Here is a 17,594-nt window from a genome sequence, read left to right on the forward strand (position 1 = left end):
GTGCTGTCGGCCGGGCGCTAAATGCCGCCTAATGGGAGGCTGAGGCGAGTTTACGAACCCGCCCCGTAGGCAGCGATCGCCGCCATGTTGACGATGTCGCTGTCCTTGGCGCCCATCGAGGTGATCTGCACGGCCTTGTCGAGACCGACGAGGATCGGGCCGATGACCGTCGAGCCGCCGAGTTCCTGCAGCATCTTGGTCGAGATCGAGGCCGAGTGGAAGGCCGGCATGACCAGCACGTTGGCCGGACCGGAGAGCCGGCAGAAGGGATATTGCTCCATCACCTTTCGGTTCAGCGCGACATCGGCGGCCATCTCGCCGTCGAATTCGAAATCGACGCGGCGCTTGTCGAGGATCTTCACCGCCTCGCGCACCCGCTCGGAGCGTTCGCCGGAGGGATGGCCGAAGGTCGAATAGGCGAGCATGGCGACACGCGGCGGATAACCCATGCGCCGCGCCAGACCGGCGGCCTCTTCGGCGATATCGGCAAGTTGCTCGGCCGTCGGCATGTCGTGCACCGCCGTATCGGCAACAAAGACGGTGCGGCCGCGGCAGAGCGCCAGCGACACGCCGATGACGCGGTGGCCGGGCTTCTCGTCGATGCAGCGGCGCACATCCTCGAGTGCAGTCGAATAGTTGCGGGTGATGCCCGTCACCATGCCGTCGGCGTCGCCGAGCGCCACCATGGTGGCGGCGAAATGGTTGCGGTCGTTGTGGATCAGGCGCTGGGCATCGCGGTGGAGATAACCGTGCCGCTGCAGCCTGGCATAGAGGTAGTCGATATAGGCGTCGACGCGGGTGGAGATACGGGCATTGACGATCTCGAGGCCGGGGCGGTTGAGATCGATACCGGCGCGCTCCGCCGTCGCCCGGATCAGGTCCTCACGGCCGAGCAGGAGCGCGGTGCCGAGCTGCTGGTTGGCATAGGACAGTGCTGCGCGCAGGACCTGCTCTTCCTCGGCTTCGGCAAAGACGATTCGCTTCGGCCGGCGGCGGACACGCTCGTAGAGGCTGGCGAGCGTCGAAGCGATCGGATCGCGGCGGGCCGAAAGCTCGCGGGCATAACCGGCCATATCGGTGATGACCTTGCGGGCGACGCCGGTCTCGATCGCGGCCTCAGCGACCGCGACGGGGATTGCCGAGATCAGCCGCGGATCAAACGGAACCGGGATGATATATTGCGCGCCGAAACGCGGCCGGTTGCCCTGGTAGGCGGCAACCACATCATCGGGCACGTCCTCGCGGGCAAGATTTGCCAGCGCCTTGACGGCGGCGATCTTCATCGCGTCGTTGATCGTCGAGGCACGGACGTCGAGCGCGCCGCGGAAGATATAGGGGAAGCCGAGGACGTTGTTGACCTGGTTCGGATAGTCCGAGCGGCCGGTCGCCATGATGGCGTCGTCGCGGATGCGGGCCACCTCTTCCGGGGTGATTTCGGGATCGGGATTGGCCATGGCGAAGATGATCGGCCGATCGGCCATCGAGCGGATCATGTCGGCCGAGAAGGCGCCCTTCTGCGACAGGCCGAAGATGACGTCCGCTCCCTTCATCGCCTCTTCCAGCGTGCGCGCGTCGGTCATTGCCGCATGCGCCGATTTCCACTGGTTCATGCCCTCGGTGCGGCCCTGGTAGATGACGCCCTTGGTGTCGCAGAGGATAATATTGTCAGGCGCAAAACCCATCGCCTTGATGAGTTCGACGCAGGCAATCGCCGCCGCTCCCGCACCATTGCAGACGAGCTTCGTCGTCTTCAGGTCGCGGCCGGTCAGCTCCAGCGCGTTGATGAGGCCGGCGGCGGCGATGATCGCCGTTCCGTGCTGGTCGTCGTGGAAGACCGGGATGTCCATCAGCTCGCGCAGCCGGCTTTCGATGACGAAGCAATCCGGCGCCTTGATGTCTTCCAGATTGATGCCGCCGAAGGAGGGGCCGAGGAAGCGCACGCAGTTGATGAACTCGTCGACGTTTTCCGTGTCGATCTCGAGGTCGATGGAATCGACGTCGGCGAAGCGTTTGAAAAGTACCGACTTGCCTTCCATGACCGGCTTCGAGGCGAGAGCACCGAGATTACCGAGGCCGAGAATGGCAGTGCCGTTGGAAATGACGGCGACCATGTTGCCGCGCGCCGTATAGTCGTATGCCGTCTGCGGATCGGCGGCGATCGCCTTGACGGGGACGGCGACACCGGGGGAATAGGCGAGCGACAGGTCACGCTGCGTCGCCATCGGCTTCGTCGGGTTGATCTCCAGCTTGCCGGGGCGGCCCATGGCGTGAAAATCGAGCGCCTCCTGGTCCGTCACCGAGGTCACCGGCCGGTCCTTCTTATCGATATCGGGCATATATCCTCCAACGTCCTGTGGGCGACGCTTTGCTCTTCCTCAAATGCTGTTGTCATCTATAGCGGCGCGCGGATAGGGTTGGCACCTGTTTTTTTGGGAAAAACTGCACCTCCGTGAACGCACGAATAGACACAGGAAATGAAGCCTTTTCGGCTGCCGAGCTTGCCACGGCGGAAAGCCGCGCCTCGGCGACGCCGATGATGGAGCAATATATCGAGATCAAGGCGAACAATCCGGGTTCGCTGCTCTTCTATCGCATGGGCGACTTTTACGAGCTGTTCTTCGAGGATGCGCTGGAGGCGTCGCGCGCGCTCGGCATCACGCTGACGAAGCGCGGCCAGCACATGGGCCAGGATATCCCGATGTGCGGCGTGCCCGTCCATGCCGCCGACGATTATCTGCAGAAGCTGATTTCGCTCGGCTTCCGCGTCGCCGTTTGCGAGCAGGTCGAGGATCCGGCCGAAGCAAAGAAACGCGGCGGCAAATCCGTCGTCAAGCGCGATGTCGTGCGCCTGGTCACGCCGGGCACGATCACCGAGGAAAAGCTGCTGTCGCCCTCGGAATCCAACTATCTTATGGCGCTCGCCCGCATTCGCGGCGGGGCCGAACCGGCGCTGGCGCTTGCCTGGATCGATATTTCCACCGGCGTCTTCCGGCTGGCGGAGACGGAAAGTTCGCGGCTGCTCGCCGACATCCTGCGCATCGATCCGCGCGAGCTCATCCTGCCCGATACGATCTTCCACGATGCCGAGCTGAAACCCGTCTTTGACGTGCTCGGCCGAACGGCGGTGCCGCAGCCGGCGGTTCTCTTCGACAGCGCCAGCGCCGAAGGCCGGATCGCCCGCTATTTCGGGGTTTCGACGCTGGACGGCTTCGGCAGCTTCTCGCGCGCCGAGCTTGCGGCGGCCGCAGCCGCCGTCGCCTATGTCGAGAAGACTCAGATCGCCGAGCGTCCGCCGCTTGGGCAGCCCGAGCGGGAAAGTGCCGCCTCAACGCTCTTCATCGATCCGGCCACCCGCGCCAATCTCGAACTTGCCCGCACCCTGTCAGGCGATCGCAACGGTGCGCTGCTGAAGGCGGTCGACCGCACCGTCACCGGCGGCGGCGCCAGGCTTCTGGCCGAGCGGCTGATGTCGCCGCTCACCGATCCCGGCCGCATCAATGCCAGGCTCGATTCGATCGGCTTTTTGATCGACGAGCCGTCGCTCTGCGGCAAGCTGCGCGACACGCTGAGACATGTGCCCGACATGCCGCGAGCGCTCTCCCGGCTGGCGCTCGACCGCGGCGGTCCGCGCGATCTCGCGGCCATCCGCCAGGGCCTGCAGGCCGCAAGCGGCCTCGCGGATCTGCTCGCCAAGGCCATGCTGCCGGAAGAACTCGGCGAGGCATTGTCCGGGCTGAAAGCGCTTCCCGCGAGCCTGGAAAGGCTGCTTGCCGAGACGCTCGCCGATGAACTGCCGCTGCTGAAGCGCGACGGCGGTTTCCTGCGCGACGGCGCCAGCGCCGAACTCGACGAGGTTCGGGCGCTGCGCGACCAGTCGCGCCGCGTCATCGCCGGGCTGCAGCTGCAATATGCCGAGGAAACCGGCATCCGGTCGCTGAAGATCAAGCACAATAATATTCTCGGCTATTTCATCGAGGTCACCGCCGGCAATGCCGCCCCGATGACCGATACGGCCGAAGCCAAGTCCCGCTTCATCCACCGCCAGACGATGGCGAGCGCGATGCGCTTCACCACGACCGAACTTGCCGATCTCGAAAGCCGCATCGCCAATGCCGCCGACCGGGCGCTTTCGATCGAACTCGAGGCCTTCGACAAGATGACGGCGGCCGTCGTGGCTGAAGCCGAGGCGATCAAGTCGGGCGCCCGCGCACTTGCCGTGATCGACGTCGCCGCCGGCTTGGCGCTGCTCGCCGAAGAGCAGGCCTACTGCCGGCCGCAGGTCGACGGCTCGAAGATGTTTGCCATCGAGGGCGGCCGTCATCCTGTTGTCGAGCAGTCGCTGCGGCGGCAGGCGGGCGGCCCGTTCGTCGCCAACCATTGCGATCTTTCGCCGAAGGATGGCGCCAAGGATGGCGCCATCTGGCTGCTGACCGGCCCGAACATGGGCGGTAAATCGACCTTTCTGCGCCAGAACGCGCTGATCGCGATCCTGGCGCAGATGGGCTCTTTCGTGCCGGCGACATCGGCCCATATCGGCATCGTCGACCGGCTGTTCTCGCGCGTCGGCGCCTCCGACGACCTGGCGCGCGGGCGCTCGACCTTCATGGTCGAGATGGTCGAGACGGCTGCGATCCTCAATCAGGCGAGCGACCGCTCGCTCGTCATCCTCGACGAGATCGGCCGCGGCACCGCGACATTCGACGGCTTGTCGATCGCCTGGGCGGCCGTCGAGCACCTGCACGAGGCCAATCGCTGCCGCGGCCTGTTCGCCACGCATTTCCACGAGCTGACCGTGCTGTCGGAGAAGCTTGGCCGGCTATCGAACGCCACGATGCGCGTCAAGGAATGGGACGGCGACGTCATCTTCCTGCATGAGGTCGGGCCGGGTGCGGCCGACCGCTCCTACGGCATTCAGGTCGCCCGCCTCGCGGGACTTCCGGCCTCGGTCGTGGCGCGGGCCCGCGACGTGCTCACCCGCCTCGAGGATGCCGACCGCAAGAACCCGGCGAGCCAGTTGATCGACGACCTGCCGCTCTTCCAGGTGGCCGTGCGCCGCGAGGACGCGGCCCGCGGTCCGTCCAAGGTCGAGGAGGCGTTGAAGGCGATGAGCCTCGACGACATGACGCCGCGCGAGGCGATGGATGCGCTTTACGATCTCAAGAAGAAGCTGAAATAGGAGCGCGGCCGATGTTCATGGAAAAGCTGGTTCGCGAAACCGAGCGCCTCTCGCTGATCTGCTCCATGCTCGACACGATGCGGCGCGCCGACCGGGACCGCAATGCGCGCGGCTGGACCTCCCCGATCGGCCTGCTGAAAATCACCCGCAGTTGCGCTATGATCTCGGAGCTCGCAACCGCGATCGCCAAGGCGGGTTATCGCGAATGCGACAGGCAGACGCTCGAGGAGATCCTGAGCGAGACACGCCAAGTGCTCTATGCGCTGAGAGCGCAGGCGGCCGACTGAGGCTTTTGCCGAAAGCCACTGCTTGCGTCAAAGCGTCCCGACCCTGCCGCAGGGCCAACACCATTTCGCCAAATTTAAAGGGTCTTGCAGTATGAGGACCTGTGTCAATCGCCTGATAAAGAGGCTATAGCGCATGCAGACGAAACCAGCGGCAGGCCGCGAACCGGCAGCCCGGCATGAACAGGACGCCACTCCGGCGAAAGCAATGCGCGACCTCGATTTCTCCACGATCCTTGACACCGAGCTGCTGCAGAAGCAGTGCGACGCCGTTGCCGAAGCCAACCGCAATCGGCCCGATGTCATGCGCACCGATCTCCTCGCCGTGCTGAAAAAGGCGAGCACCGAAGGCCGGCAGAAGGCGCGCGCGGCCCTTGCCGCCGACGGCAGCGGCTTGAATTGCGCCTACCGGATTTCCTGGCTGCAGGACCAGATCATCACCGTCCTCTACAATTTCGCCACCGCCCATATCTTTCCGCAGCAGAAGGACAAGTTCGCCGTCACCGCCGTCGGCGGCTATGGCCGCGATACGCTGGCGCCCGGCTCCGATATCGACCTGCTCTTCCTTTTCCTGCCGCGGCCGGCGGAAGAGACGCACAAGGCGGTCGAATTCATGCTCTACGTGCTCTGGGACATGGGCTTCAAGGTCGGCCACGCCACCCGCACGGTGGAGGAATGCATCGCGCTTTCCAAATCCGACATGACGATCCGCACCGCCATTCTGGAGATGCGCTTTATCTGCGGGCTGCAGCGGCTGGAAACCGAGCTCGAGACCCGCTTCGACAAAGAAATCGTCACCGGCACCGGCCCTGAGTTCATCGCCGCCAAGCTTGCCGAGCGCGACGAACGACACCGCAAGGCCGGCGACACGCGTTATCTCGTCGAACCTAACGTCAAGGAAGGCAAAGGCGGGCTTCGCGACCTGCACACGCTGTTCTGGATCTCGAAATATTATTATCTCGTGCGCGACCAGGCGGAGCTGGTCAAGCTCGGCGTCCTGTCAAAACACGAATACCGCCTGCTCGAGAAGGCCGATGATTTCCTCTGGGCGGTTCGCTGCCATATGCACTTCCTGACCGGCAAGGCCGAGGAGCGGCTGTCCTTCGACATCCAGCGCGAGATTGCCGAAGCCTTCGGCTATCACACCCGCCCCGGCCTTTCGGCCGTCGAGCGCTTCATGAAACATTATTTCCTCGTTGCAAAGGATGTCGGCGATTTGACCCGCATCCTATGCGCCGCACTCGAAGACCAGCAGGCGAAGTCGATCCCCGGCCTCACCGGCGTCATCAGCCGTTTCACCCATCGCACCCGCAAGATCGCCGGCAGCGTCGAATTCGTCGAAGACCGCGGCCGCATCGCACTCGCCGACGCGGAGGTGTTCAAGCGCGATCCGGTCAGCATCCTGCGGCTCTTCCATGTCGCCGACATCAACGGCCTGGAATTTCATCCCGATGCGCTGAAACGCGTCACCCGTTCGCTTGCCCTGATCGACAACAGCTTACGGGAAAACGACGAGGCGAACCGCCTGTTCATGTCGATCCTGACATCGAAACACGACCCGGCGCTGATCCTCCGGCGGATGAACGAGGCCGGCGTACTCGGCCGTTTCATTCCCGATTTCGGCAAAATCGTCGCGATGATGCAGTTCAACATGTATCACCACTATACGGTCGACGAACATCTGATCCGCACCGTCGACGTTCTCTCCGAGATCGACAAGTCGCGTTCGGAGGATCTGCACCCGCTCGCCAACAAGCTGATTTCGAATATCGAGGACCGCGAGGCGCTCTACCTGGCCGTTCTTCTCCACGATATCGCCAAGGGCCGGCTGGAGGATCATTCGATCGCCGGCGCCCGCGTCGCCCGCAAGCTCTGCGCCCGCTTCGGCCTGTCGCAGAAGCAGACGGAAATCGTCGTCTGGCTGATCGAGGAACATCTGACCATGTCGATGGTGGCGCAGACCCGCGACCTCACCGACCGCAAGACCATCACGGATTTCGCCGACCGGGTGCAGTCGCTCGACCGGCTGAAGATGCTGCTGATCCTGACGGTCTGCGATATTCGCGCCGTCGGCCCCGGCGTCTGGAACGGCTGGAAGGGCCAGCTTCTACGTACGCTCTATTATGAAACCGAGCTGCTCTTGGCCGGCGGCTTCTCGGAGGTCTCCCGCAAGGAGCGGGCGAATGCCGCCGCCGAGGCGCTGCGCGGTGCGCTCTCCGACTGGAGCCAGAAGGATCGCAACGCCTATACCAAGCTGCATTACCAGCCCTATCTGCTTTCGGTACCGTTGGAAGACCAGCTCCGCCACGCCCAGTTCATCCGCCAGGCCGACAAGGCGGGCCAGGCGCTCGCCACCATGGTGCGCACCGACAGTTTCCACGCCATCACCGAGATCACCGTGCTGTCGCCCGACCATCCGCGCCTGCTCGCCGTCATTGCCGGGGCGTGTGCGGCGGCGGGTGCCAACATCGTCGACGCGCAGATCTTCACGACCTCGGACGGACGGGCGCTCGACACGATCCATGTCAGCCGTGAATTTGCCGACGATGCCGACGAGCTGCGCCGTGCCGGCACGATCGGACGGATGATCGAGGACGTGCTGTCGGGGCGCAAGCGCCTGCCCGAGGTGATCGCCACGCGGGCGCGCAACCGCAAGAAGAACAAGGCCTTCGTCATTCCGCCGTCGGTCAACATCACCAACAGCCTGTCGAACAAGTTCACCGTCATCGAGGTCGAGTGCCTCGACCGGCCGGGCCTGTTGTCGGAGATCACCGCGGTGCTCTCCGATCTGTCGCTCGACATCCAGTCGGCCCGCATCACCACCTTCGGCGAGAAGGTGATCGACACCTTCTACGTCACTGATCTTGTGGGACAGAAAATCTCGGGCGACAGCAAGCGCGCCAACATCACCGCCCGGATGAAGGCCGTGATGGCCGAGGAGGAGGACGAACTGCGCGAGCGCATGCCTTCCGGCATCATCGCGCCCGCCGCCACCGCCCGGACTTCGACCACAGCCGAAAAGAAAGCCGATTCCCCAGCATGAGTCTCGTCAAGAAATTCGCGACCGTCGGCGGCGCCACCCTCGGCAGCCGCATCTTCGGCTTTGCCCGCGAAACCCTGATGGCGGCAGCGCTCGGCACCGGACCGATGGCCGACGTCTTCTACGCCGCCTTTCGCTTTCCGAACCTTTTCCGACGGCTGTTTGCCGAAGGCGCCTTCAACGCCGCCTTCGTGCCGCTCTTTGCCAAGGAGATCGAGGCGAACGGCACGGACGGCGCCAAGCGCTTTTCGGAGGAAGTCTTCGGCGTCCTGTTTTCGGTGCTGCTCCTCATCACCATCGTGATGGAGCTCTGCATGCCGCTGCTCGTGCGCTTCGTCATCGCGCCGGGTTTTGCCGACGACCCCGAGAAGTTCTCGATCACGATCCGCATGGCGGCCGTGATGTTTCCCTATCTCATGTGCATGTCGCTGACGGCGATGATGAGCGGCATGCTGAATTCGCTGCATCATTTCTTCGCCGCCGCCATCGCTCCCGTCTTCCTCAACGTGGTGATGATCGGGGCGCTGTTCTATGCGCTCTATACCGGCGCCGATCCGCTGGCGACCGCCTGGTATCTCTCCTGGGGCGTTCTTGCCGCCGGCGTGCTGCAGCTCGCCGTCGTCTATGTCGGCGTGCTTGCCGCCGGCATGAGCATCGGCTTCCGCTTCCCGAAAATGACCTCGAACGTCAAGCGGCTGCTGATCCTCGCGGTGCCGGCCGCGGTCACCGGGGGCATCACCCAGATCAACCAGCTGATCGGCCAGGCGATCGCCTCCTCGCGCGACGGCGCGATCGCGGCGCTGCAATATGCCGACCGCATCTACCAGCTGCCGCTCGGCGTCGTCGGCGTCGCCGTCGGCGTGGTGCTGCTGCCGGAGCTCGCCAGGGCGCTGAAGGGCGGGGCGCTGCGCGAGGCCGGCAACCTGCAGAACCGCTCGATCGAATTCGTGCTGTTCCTGACCATTCCCGCCGCCTTCGCGCTGTGGATCCTGTCCGACGAGATCATCCGCGTGCTCTATGAGCGCGGCGCCTTCCATCAGGAAAACACCGCCGTCGTCGGCTCGATCCTGGCGATCTACGGCATCGGCCTGCCGGCCTTCGTGCTGATCAAGGCGCTGCAGCCCGGGTTCTATGCCCGCGAGGACACCAAGACGCCGATGCGTTTCTCGGCGATCGCGGTTGCGACCAACTGCGCCATGGCGCTGACACTCTTCCCCTATATGGGCGCACCCGGCATCGCGGTCGCCGAAGCCACCGCCGGCTGGATCAGCACCGTGCTGCTGTTCACCACGCTGCTGCGCCGCGGCCACCTGACATGGGAATGGGCGCTGGCAAAACGCGCCGCCCTGTTGATCGTCGCTGCCGCCGTCATGGGCGCAGCGATCGTCTTCCTCAAGCAATATTTCGCGTCCTGGCTTGCATCGGGCGCGCCGCTTCTGACCAAGATCGGCACGCTGGGGCTGCTGATCGCGATTTCCATGCTGGTCTATTTCGCCATCGCCTTCCTGATCGGCGGGGCAAATCTCGGCATGATCCGGCGCAATCTGAACCGCAAGCCGGCGGCGGCGGAAGATGCGTAAGCTCTAACAATCGACCCATCGCCTTTGCGGCCCAACGTCGACATGAATGATGCCGTTGCAATAGCTGCCGATGCCGCCGATCCCCGGCGCGCTTTTTGCGGCGGCGATGATGGTGCGCTCCGACAGGCCCGGCATCCTGAAATCGGCCGCAAGGCATTTGCCATGCAGGGAGCCATGACGGCGGGGATGCGGCCTGTGACCGGAGGTGATTACCGGTCGGCGGCCGGTTTTTGCAGCGATATGCGACAGGATCGCCCGAAGACGATTTGGAAAACACCCGGCACGGACACTGACGGTCTGGACCGTATAGGCGAGACGCGCCTCGTGTTTCGTCAGATGAATGGCCGGCCTTTTGTTGTCTTGACCGACGGCGCTGGTTGCTGATTGTAGGGCGAAAAGGCCTGCCATGGCGAGCGAAGCGAGGTTCTGCATGATCCCTCCGGGCGGTTGGAACGGCGGCCTTCCGCCGACACTGCGCGCGGTTGAGGATTTTCAGTTCAATAAAAGCTTTTCTGTGAAATTTTATACTCAATTATAACTAAACCGTCTGATCAATTCGGCTTAAAATCGGGGCAGTGTCTGCCTCAAAATAAAAAAAACATCCAAACGCAGGAGGTCGCATGACGATCCAGTCTCTTTTCCTGGTCACCCTCGTCGTCGACGATTACGACCGCGCCAAGGCCTTCTATTGCGGCGCCCTCGGCTTCGATTGCCTTGAGGACGAGAAGCAGCCGGCGGGGAAACGCTGGGTGGTGGTGAAGCCACGAGGCGGAGACGGCGCCGCCTTTCTGCTGGCGCAGGCAGCAAACGAAGTACAGCGGGCAGCAATCGGCAACCAGACGGGCGGCCGGGTCGGCTTCTTCCTGAAGACCGACGATTTCGCTCGCGATCATGCCGCGATGCTTGCAGCCGGCGTGCGCTTTCTGGAGGAGCCACGGCATGAGGTTTACGGCACGGTCGCGGTCTTTGCCGATCCTTACGGCAACAGCTTCGATCTGATCCAGCATGCCGCAGGCTGAACCCCTTGATTGCGACGGGTTGCCCGTGCATAAGCCGCGGCGTTAGCAACATAGGCGAAAAGCCCACTTTGCGCGTCTGAGAGACGCGCGCGCTGTAGGCCCTCCACCAGCCTTTTGAGGACGACATGAGCGAATTCAAGAAACTCGTATTCTCCGGCGTGCAGCCGACCGGCAATCTGCATCTCGGCAACTATCTCGGCGCGATCCGCCGCTTCGTGGCGCTGCAGGAAGGCAATGACTGCATCTATTGCGTCGTCGACATGCATGCGCTCACCGCTCAGCTCGTCCACGAGGACATGCCGAGCCAGACGCGCTCGATCGCCGCCGCCTTCATCGCCGCCGGCATCGATCCGGAAAAACATATCGTCTTCAATCAATCGGCCGTGCCGCAGCATGCCGAACTCGCCTGGATCTTCAACTGCGTCGCCCGCATCGGCTGGATGAACCGCATGACGCAGTTCAAGGACAAGGCCGGCAAGGACCGCGAGCAGGCCTCGCTCGGCCTTTACGCCTATCCGAGCCTGATGGCCGCCGACATCCTCGTCTATCGTGCCACCCATGTGCCTGTCGGTGAGGACCAGAAGCAGCATCTGGAACTCGCCCGCGATATCGCCATGAAGTTCAACCTCGATTATGCCGAGCATATCGGCAGGACCGGCTACGGCGTCGACATCACCGTCGGCGACGAGCCGGTGCATGCATATTTCCCGATGGTGGAACCGTTGATCGGCGGGCCGGCGCCGCGCGTCATGTCGCTGCGCGACGGCACGAAGAAAATGTCGAAATCGGACCCTTCCGACCTGTCGCGCATCAATCTGATGGATGACGAGGATGCGATCTCGAAGAAGATCCGCAAGGCAAAGACCGATCCTGATGGTTTGCCGAGCGAGACCGACGGGCTGCAGGGCCGGCCGGAAGCCGACAATCTGGTGGCGATCTACGCCGCGCTCGCCGACACGTCGAAGTCGCAAGTGCTGGCCGAATTCGGCGGCCAGCAGTTCTCCGTCTTCAAGCCGGCGCTGGTCGACCTGGCAATCAACGTGCTCGCACCGATCACCGGCGAGATGCGCCGGCTTATGGACGACACCAGCCATATCGACGCCATCCTGCGCAAGGGCGGCGAGCGCGCAAGGGAGCGAGCCGAGGTGACGATGAAACAGGTACGCGACGTCATCGGCTTCCTATATTGAGGCCGATCTCCTCTTCTCCCTGCTGGGCGAAGAGGAGCAAAAACTGAGCTTGCAATTTTTTCGCTTCGGGTGTCAGAGTCCGTCCCATGGTATCGAAGCGACTCTCACGGCTCGAAGGTCATCGCCGCAAATTCATGGCGGTGATCGACGGTACACCCGAATGCCAGCGCGCCGTTCACTATGCCGGCCGGCGCGCGAAGAATTCCAATGGCGGGCTGGTGCTGCTCTACGTCATCCCCGATGGCGATTTCCAGCAATGGCTGGGCGTCGAGGCGATCATGCGGGCGGAAGCGCGTGAAGAGGCCGAGGCGGTGGTCGCCAAGATCGCCCAGATCGTGCGCGAGACGATCGGCATCGAGCCGGAGATCGTCATCCGCGAAGGCGGTGCGGCCGAACAGATCAACGCGGTGATTGAGGACGACCGCGATGTGGCGATCCTGGTCCTAGCCGCCGGTTCGGCGAAGGAAGGTCCGGGACCGCTGGTCTCATCGATCGCCGGCCGCGCGGCGGCGTTTCCGATCCCGGTCACGGTGCTGCCGGATACGCTGACCAATGAGGAAATCGACGCCCTCTGCTGAGAAATTCTTGAGTAAAAATCTCTTGAATGGAACCGGCAATCGGCTTATCTTCTTTTGAAGAGTTCTAAAGACGGCGAAGCCGTGGGCAGCCGCATGGAGACCCAGATGTTCATTCAGACCGAAGCCACCCCCAATCCCGCCACGCAAAAGTTCTTGCCGGGCAAGGTGGTGATGGAAAACGGTACGGCCGAGTTCCGCAGCGCCGAAGAAGCTCAGGCCTCGCCGCTTGCCGCCCGGCTGTTCGAAATCCCTGGGGTGACCGGTGTCTATTTCGGCTATGATTTCATTTCCGTCTCCAAGGACGATGCCGAATGGCAGCATCTTAAGCCGGCTATATTAGGCTCGATCATGGAGCATTTCATGTCCGGCAAGCCGGTCATGGGCGACGCCTCCATCCTTTCCGAAGACGCCGATGCCGGCGACGAATTCTTCGACGAAGGCGATGAATCGATCGTGCTGACCATCAAGGAGCTGCTGGAGACCCGCGTGCGCCCGGCCGTTGCCCAGGACGGCGGCGACATCACCTTCCGCGGCTTCAAGGACGGCAAGGTCTATCTGAACATGAAGGGCTCCTGCTCCGGCTGCCCGTCTTCGACGGCGACGCTGAAGCACGGCGTCCAGAACCTGCTGCGCCATTTCGTACCCGAAGTGCAGGAAGTGATTGCCGCTTAAAAACGTAGCTTCGTCCGGCCGCCCGTTCGGCCGGATGAAATTATGATCCAGCGACAATAGATTTTTCGGAAATTGATGGCATGATTGTTCTGGCGCTCGACACGGCAGGTGTAGACTGCGCTGCCGCCGTTTATGACAGCGGTAGGAATACGATGCTGGGGGAGGCATCGGACATGATCGGCAAGGGGCATGCTGAACATCTGATCGGTATCGTCGATCGCGCACTCGATCAGGCCGGGCTGGCACTATCCGACATCGACCGGCTTGCAGTCACCGTCGGCCCCGGCTCGTTTACCGGCATCCGCGTCGGCGTTGCAGCAGCCCGGGGTTTTGCGCTTTCCCTCAATGTGCCTGCCGTCGGCGTCACCACGCTCGAGGTCATGGCATCAGCCCAGCGCGAGAAGACGCCCGGCCGCGCGGTGCTCGCGGCAATGGACGCCAAGCGCGACGAGATCTACCTCCAATCCTTTTCAGCCGACGGTTCGGCCCTCGATGCGCCGCGGGCGGCAAGCGTCGCCGAGGCCCAGGCTTTCGCCGCCGGCTTCGACGGCGAGATTACCGGTTCGGCGACGCCGCTCTTGAAGGCCGGCGCCGGCGGCGACCACGCCAACCGATTCCCGATTTCCATTGTGGCGCGCCTCGGTGCTGCCGCCTCCCCCGATGCCGGAAAGCCGAAGCCCCTTTATCTGCGCGGACCGGATGCCAAACCGCAGTCCGGATATGCGATCGCCCGACGAGTATGACGATGCTGGAAGCCTATCTGACGCTGAAGCCCGAATTCGAAATCATCGCCATGGAGCGCGAGGATTGCCGCGATGTTGCCGTGCTGCATGGCGAGCGGTTCGCGCGGCCCTGGGGCGACGGCGAGTTCCATAGCCTGCTGTCGCAGGAGACCGTGTTCGGCTTCGTCGCGCGCCAGACCAATGCCATCCTGAAAAAGCCGCTTCCCGGCTTCATCCTTGCCCGCCAGGTCGCCGGCGAAGCGGAAATCCTGACGATTGCCGTGCAGGCGAAGGCGGCCCGGGCCGGGCTCGGTTGGCGGCTGATGCAGGCCGCGATGCGGGAAGCGCGGGCGCGCGGCGGCGAGAGCATGTTTCTCGAGGTCGATAACGGCAATACGGCCGCACTCGGCCTTTACCGCAAGCTCGGCTTCGAGAAGGTCGGCGAGCGCCAGGGCTATTACAAGCAGGAAAACGGCGCCCTTTCCACGGCGCTTGTCATGAAGCGCGTTCTTCGATAGTTCCCTGGCAGAGAAGACAGGCTGGCGCGACGACCGTGCGGGCGTTGTCGAAACGTGAATAGTTTTGAAGGCGGGCCATGCCTGATGTAGCCAAGACCCTTGAGGAGCTTTGCGCCGAACGCGGCATGCGCATGACCGAGCAGCGCCGCGTGATCGCACGTATCCTGGAAGATTCGGCAGACCATCCCGACGTCGAAGAGCTCTACCGCCGCTCGGTGAAAGTCGATGCGAAAATCTCGATCTCGACCGTCTATCGCACCGTCAAACTGTTCGAGGATGCCGGCATCATCGCCCGCCACGACTTCCGTGACGGGCGCTCGCGCTACGAAACAGTGCCGGAAGAGCATCACGACCACCTCATCGACCTGAAAACCGGTACGGTTATCGAATTTCGCTCGCCGGAGATCGAGGCGCTGCAGGAGCGCATCGCCCGCGAGCATGGCTTCAAGCTGGTCGACCACCGCCTGGAGCTCTACGGCATTCCGTTGAAGAAGGACGATCTCTGAAGCAATGGGTGCCCGGGAGCAGCACATTTGATCGCCTGGCTGCGCATTGCTCTGGCTGCGGTCGTTATCCTCGCCGTCAGCATCGTGCTCATACCGCTGCAACTGCTGGCGCTCAGTTTCGACTGGCGGCTGCGCCGCCGGCTGCCGCGAGTCTGGCACCGCATCATCTGCTATTGTCTCGGCATTCGTGTGCGCGTCACCGGCAGGCTGGAAGACCGCCGGCCGCTGATGCTCTGTTCCAACCATTCGTCCTGGATGGATATCATGGTGATGTCGGCGGTTGCCGACGTCGCCTTCATCGCCAAGATCGAGGTGGCCGAGTGGCCGATCTTCGGCACGCTTGCCAAGCTGCAGAAAAGCGTCTTCGTCGTGCGCGAGGAGAGGCGCAAAACCGGCCATCAGGCCAATGAGATCGCCGGGCGCATGGCCGACGGCGAAATCATCGTGCTCTTCCCCGAGGGCACGACCTCTGACGGCAACCGGCTGCTGGAGGTGAAATCCTCGCTGTTCGGCGCCGCCGCGATGGCCGTGCCCGCCTCGCCGACCGGAACCGTCGTGGTTCAGCCGGTGGCCGTCGCCTATACAAGGGTGCACGGTATCGCCATGGGGCGCTATCACCGGCCGCTCGCCGCCTGGCCGGGGGATATCGAGCTTTTACCGCACCTCCTCGACATCGTGCGCTGCGGCGCCATCGACGCCGAGGTTTCCTTCGGCGAGGCGGTGGATTACCGCGCCGACAGCAATCGCAAGGAGGTCAGCGCGACCATTGCTTCCCGCATTCGCAACCTGCTCAACAGCCGCCTGCGCGGGAGGGAAATCTCCTAGCAAGCTGCGAAAACAAGATTTCGATTTTCTCGGGCGGCAAAACCCACTAAATAGCGCGGCATGACACAGGACAGCGCCCTTCTCCAGGCCCCGGAGCCGATGCTCCGCGACGGCTCCAACAGCCGCAAGGTCTTCATCAAGACCTATGGCTGCCAGATGAACGTCTATGATTCCATGCGCATGAGTGATGCGCTCGCCCGCGACGGTTACGAGCCGACGGAAGACATGGAACAGGCTGACCTCGTCCTTCTCAACACCTGCCATATAAGAGAGAAGGCGGCCGAGAAGGTCTATTCCGCGCTCGGTCGGCTGCGCGAGATGAAGAAAAAGAAGGCGGCAGACGGCCGGGAGATGATGATCGGCGTTGCCGGCTGCGTCGCCCAGGCCGAAGGCGAGGAGATCCTGCGCCGGGCGCCGGCCGTCGACGTCGTCATCGGCCCGCAGACCTATCACCGCCTGCCGGAAGCTTTGCGTCGGGCCAAACAGGGCCAGCGCGTCGTCGACACCGAATATGCGATCGAGGACAAGTTCGAGCACCTGCCGATCGCCGAGAGCCGGAAGATCCGCGCCCGCGGCGTCACCGCCTTCCTGACGGTGCAGGAGGGCTGTGACAAATTCTGCACCTTCTGCGTCGTGCCCTATACACGCGGCTCGGAAGTGTCGCGGCCGGTTTCCCAGATCTTTGAGGAAGCAGAAAAACTCGTCGAAGCCGGCGTGCGCGAAATCACCCTGCTCGGGCAGAACGTCAATGCCTGGCACGGCGCCGGACCGCGGGGCGGGACATGGAGCCTCGGCGACCTGCTCTACCGCCTTGCCGAAATCCCCGGCCTCGCCCGGCTCCGTTATACCACAAGCCATCCGCGCGACATGGACGACCGGCTGATCGAGGCGCATCGCGACCTCAGAGCATTGATGCCCTATCTGCATCTGCCGGTGCAATCGGGTTCCGATCGCACCCTGAAAGCGATGAACCGGCGCCACACGGCGGCCGAATATCTTTCGCTGATCGAACGCATCCGCACGATACGGCCCGACATTGCCCTGTCCGGCGATTTCATTACCGGCTTTCCGGGGGAGACAGACGAAGATTTTGAGGATACATTAGAACTTGTGAAGACGGTGCGCTATGCGCAGGCCTTCTCATTCAAATACTCGACACGGCCGGGCACACCCGGCGCGGAACTGAAGGACCAGGTGCCGGAAGAAATCAAGGCAGAACGGCTGGAACGCCTGCAAGCGCTTCTCCTGAAGCAGCAGCAGGAATTTGCCGAATCCTGCATCGGCAAAGAGATCGATCTGCTGCTCGAAAAGCCCGGCCGCATGCCCGGCCAGTTAATCGGACGTTCTCCCTGGCTTCAGTCTGTGAATGTTGATGCAAAAGCATCGCAAATCGGTGACATTATTAAAGTGCGAATCACCGGAACCGGAACGAACAGCCTGTTTGCCGAGCGCGCAGAGGCTGCGGTTTAACCCAAGGAGCCCGA

The 17,594-nt window shown here is 63.2% G+C and carries 15 protein-coding genes; 13 read left to right on the forward strand and 2 right to left on the reverse strand.

The annotated features are described in order from the left end of the window. Positions 1-50: 50 nt before the first annotated feature. Positions 51-2,336 (reverse strand): NADP-dependent malic enzyme, encoded by a 2,286-nt coding sequence (locus EFR00_RS21920; protein ID WP_077991207.1) that lies wholly within the window; start codon positions 2,334-2,336, stop codon positions 51-53. 113 nt (positions 2,337-2,449) lie between these two features. Here EFR00_RS21920 and mutS point away from each other — a divergent pair, with 113 nt between their 5' ends. The 4 genes from mutS to murJ all read left to right on the forward strand — a co-directional run bounded on the left by mutS (position 2,450) and on the right by murJ (position 10,080). Continuing rightward, positions 2,450-5,176: a DNA mismatch repair protein MutS gene (mutS, locus tag EFR00_RS21925; RefSeq protein WP_077991211.1), complete on the forward strand. Its 2,727-nt coding sequence runs from the start codon at positions 2,450-2,452 to the stop codon at positions 5,174-5,176. 11 nt (positions 5,177-5,187) lie between these two features. After that, positions 5,188-5,463: a hypothetical protein gene (locus tag EFR00_RS21930; RefSeq protein ID WP_038686496.1), complete on the forward strand. Its 276-nt coding sequence runs from the start codon at positions 5,188-5,190 to the stop codon at positions 5,461-5,463. Positions 5,464-5,596: 133 nt separating this feature from the next. Further along, a complete protein-coding gene (locus EFR00_RS21935) occupies positions 5,597-8,503 on the forward strand; it encodes a [protein-PII] uridylyltransferase (protein ID WP_077991212.1) in 2,907 nt (968 codons plus the stop codon). Continuing rightward, the gene (gene murJ, locus EFR00_RS21940) at positions 8,500-10,080 is read left to right on the forward strand and encodes a murein biosynthesis integral membrane protein MurJ (RefSeq protein ID WP_077991214.1); all 1,581 of its coding nucleotides are present in this window, start codon (positions 8,500-8,502) and stop codon (positions 10,078-10,080) included. The genes EFR00_RS21935 and murJ overlap by 4 nt, the downstream gene beginning before the upstream one ends. Before the next feature lie 3 nt (positions 10,081-10,083). Here murJ and EFR00_RS21945 read toward each other — a convergent pair whose 3' ends face one another. After that, the gene (locus EFR00_RS21945; RefSeq protein WP_009987329.1) at positions 10,084-10,512 is read right to left on the reverse strand and encodes a YcbK family protein; all 429 of its coding nucleotides are present in this window, start codon (positions 10,510-10,512) and stop codon (positions 10,084-10,086) included. A 188-nt stretch (positions 10,513-10,700) separates the two neighbouring features. On the opposite strand from EFR00_RS21945, the gene EFR00_RS21950 reads away from it, so the two are divergent. From EFR00_RS21950 to miaB, 9 genes are all read left to right on the forward strand, one after another. Beyond that, positions 10,701-11,099 (forward strand): VOC family protein, encoded by a 399-nt coding sequence (locus EFR00_RS21950; RefSeq protein WP_039617540.1) that lies wholly within the window; start codon positions 10,701-10,703, stop codon positions 11,097-11,099. 125 nt (positions 11,100-11,224) lie between these two features. Continuing rightward, positions 11,225-12,289 carry a tryptophan--tRNA ligase gene (gene trpS / locus EFR00_RS21955; protein ID WP_009993088.1) on the forward strand — a complete coding sequence of 355 codons (1,065 nt, stop codon included), beginning with the start codon at positions 11,225-11,227 and terminating at the stop codon, positions 12,287-12,289. Between the two features lie 86 nt (positions 12,290-12,375). Next, the gene (locus EFR00_RS21960; RefSeq protein ID WP_003583845.1) at positions 12,376-12,867 is read left to right on the forward strand and encodes a universal stress protein; all 492 of its coding nucleotides are present in this window, start codon (positions 12,376-12,378) and stop codon (positions 12,865-12,867) included. A gap of 105 nt (positions 12,868-12,972) precedes the next feature. Then, positions 12,973-13,539, forward strand: a complete 567-nt coding sequence (locus EFR00_RS21965; RefSeq protein ID WP_009993091.1) for a NifU family protein — start codon at positions 12,973-12,975, stop codon at positions 13,537-13,539. Positions 13,540-13,619: 80 nt separating this feature from the next. Next, a complete protein-coding gene (gene tsaB, locus EFR00_RS21970; RefSeq protein ID WP_039617532.1) occupies positions 13,620-14,282 on the forward strand; it encodes a tRNA (adenosine(37)-N6)-threonylcarbamoyltransferase complex dimerization subunit type 1 TsaB in 663 nt (220 codons plus the stop codon). Then, the gene (locus EFR00_RS21975; RefSeq protein ID WP_010004257.1) at positions 14,279-14,779 is read left to right on the forward strand and encodes a GNAT family N-acetyltransferase; all 501 of its coding nucleotides are present in this window, start codon (positions 14,279-14,281) and stop codon (positions 14,777-14,779) included. Before tsaB ends, EFR00_RS21975 begins: the two co-directional genes overlap by 4 nt. A 77-nt stretch (positions 14,780-14,856) precedes the next feature. Beyond that, positions 14,857-15,285: a Fur family transcriptional regulator gene (locus tag EFR00_RS21980; protein WP_009983216.1), complete on the forward strand. Its 429-nt coding sequence runs from the start codon at positions 14,857-14,859 to the stop codon at positions 15,283-15,285. Between the two features lie 27 nt (positions 15,286-15,312). Further along, positions 15,313-16,110 (forward strand): lyso-ornithine lipid O-acyltransferase, encoded by a 798-nt coding sequence (gene olsA / locus EFR00_RS21985; RefSeq protein ID WP_039617528.1) that lies wholly within the window; start codon positions 15,313-15,315, stop codon positions 16,108-16,110. 60 nt (positions 16,111-16,170) lie between these two features. Next, entirely contained in the window at positions 16,171-17,580 is a 1,410-nt protein-coding gene (gene miaB, locus EFR00_RS21990; RefSeq protein WP_077991215.1) for a tRNA (N6-isopentenyl adenosine(37)-C2)-methylthiotransferase MiaB, read from the forward strand. Positions 17,581-17,594 lie beyond the last annotated feature (14 nt).

Origin of the sequence: Rhizobium sophoriradicis (assembly GCF_003939025.1) — a bacterium.
Taxonomy (GTDB): Bacteria; Pseudomonadota; Alphaproteobacteria; order Rhizobiales; family Rhizobiaceae; genus Rhizobium; species Rhizobium sophoriradicis.

Coding starts and splice junctions, on each gene's coding strand:
- EFR00_RS21980 (WP_009983216.1), top strand. CDS start 14,857: ATGCCTGATGTAGCCAAGACCCTTGAGGAGCTTTGCGCCGAACGCGGC.
- EFR00_RS21950 (WP_039617540.1), top strand. CDS start 10,701: ATGACGATCCAGTCTCTTTTCCTGGTCACCCTCGTCGTCGACGATTAC.
- tsaB (WP_039617532.1), top strand. CDS start 13,620: ATGATTGTTCTGGCGCTCGACACGGCAGGTGTAGACTGCGCTGCCGCC.
- EFR00_RS21975 (WP_010004257.1), top strand. CDS start 14,279: ATGACGATGCTGGAAGCCTATCTGACGCTGAAGCCCGAATTCGAAATC.
- EFR00_RS21965 (WP_009993091.1), top strand. CDS start 12,973: ATGTTCATTCAGACCGAAGCCACCCCCAATCCCGCCACGCAAAAGTTC.
- EFR00_RS21945 (WP_009987329.1), bottom strand. CDS start 10,512: ATGCAGAACCTCGCTTCGCTCGCCATGGCAGGCCTTTTCGCCCTACAA.
- EFR00_RS21960 (WP_003583845.1), top strand. CDS start 12,376: ATGGTATCGAAGCGACTCTCACGGCTCGAAGGTCATCGCCGCAAATTC.
- EFR00_RS21935 (WP_077991212.1), top strand. CDS start 5,597: ATGCAGACGAAACCAGCGGCAGGCCGCGAACCGGCAGCCCGGCATGAA.
- EFR00_RS21930 (WP_038686496.1), top strand. CDS start 5,188: ATGTTCATGGAAAAGCTGGTTCGCGAAACCGAGCGCCTCTCGCTGATC.
- miaB (WP_077991215.1), top strand. CDS start 16,171: ATGACACAGGACAGCGCCCTTCTCCAGGCCCCGGAGCCGATGCTCCGC.
- EFR00_RS21920 (WP_077991207.1), bottom strand. CDS start 2,336: ATGCCCGATATCGATAAGAAGGACCGGCCGGTGACCTCGGTGACGGAC.
- murJ (WP_077991214.1), top strand. CDS start 8,500: ATGAGTCTCGTCAAGAAATTCGCGACCGTCGGCGGCGCCACCCTCGGC.
- trpS (WP_009993088.1), top strand. CDS start 11,225: ATGAGCGAATTCAAGAAACTCGTATTCTCCGGCGTGCAGCCGACCGGC.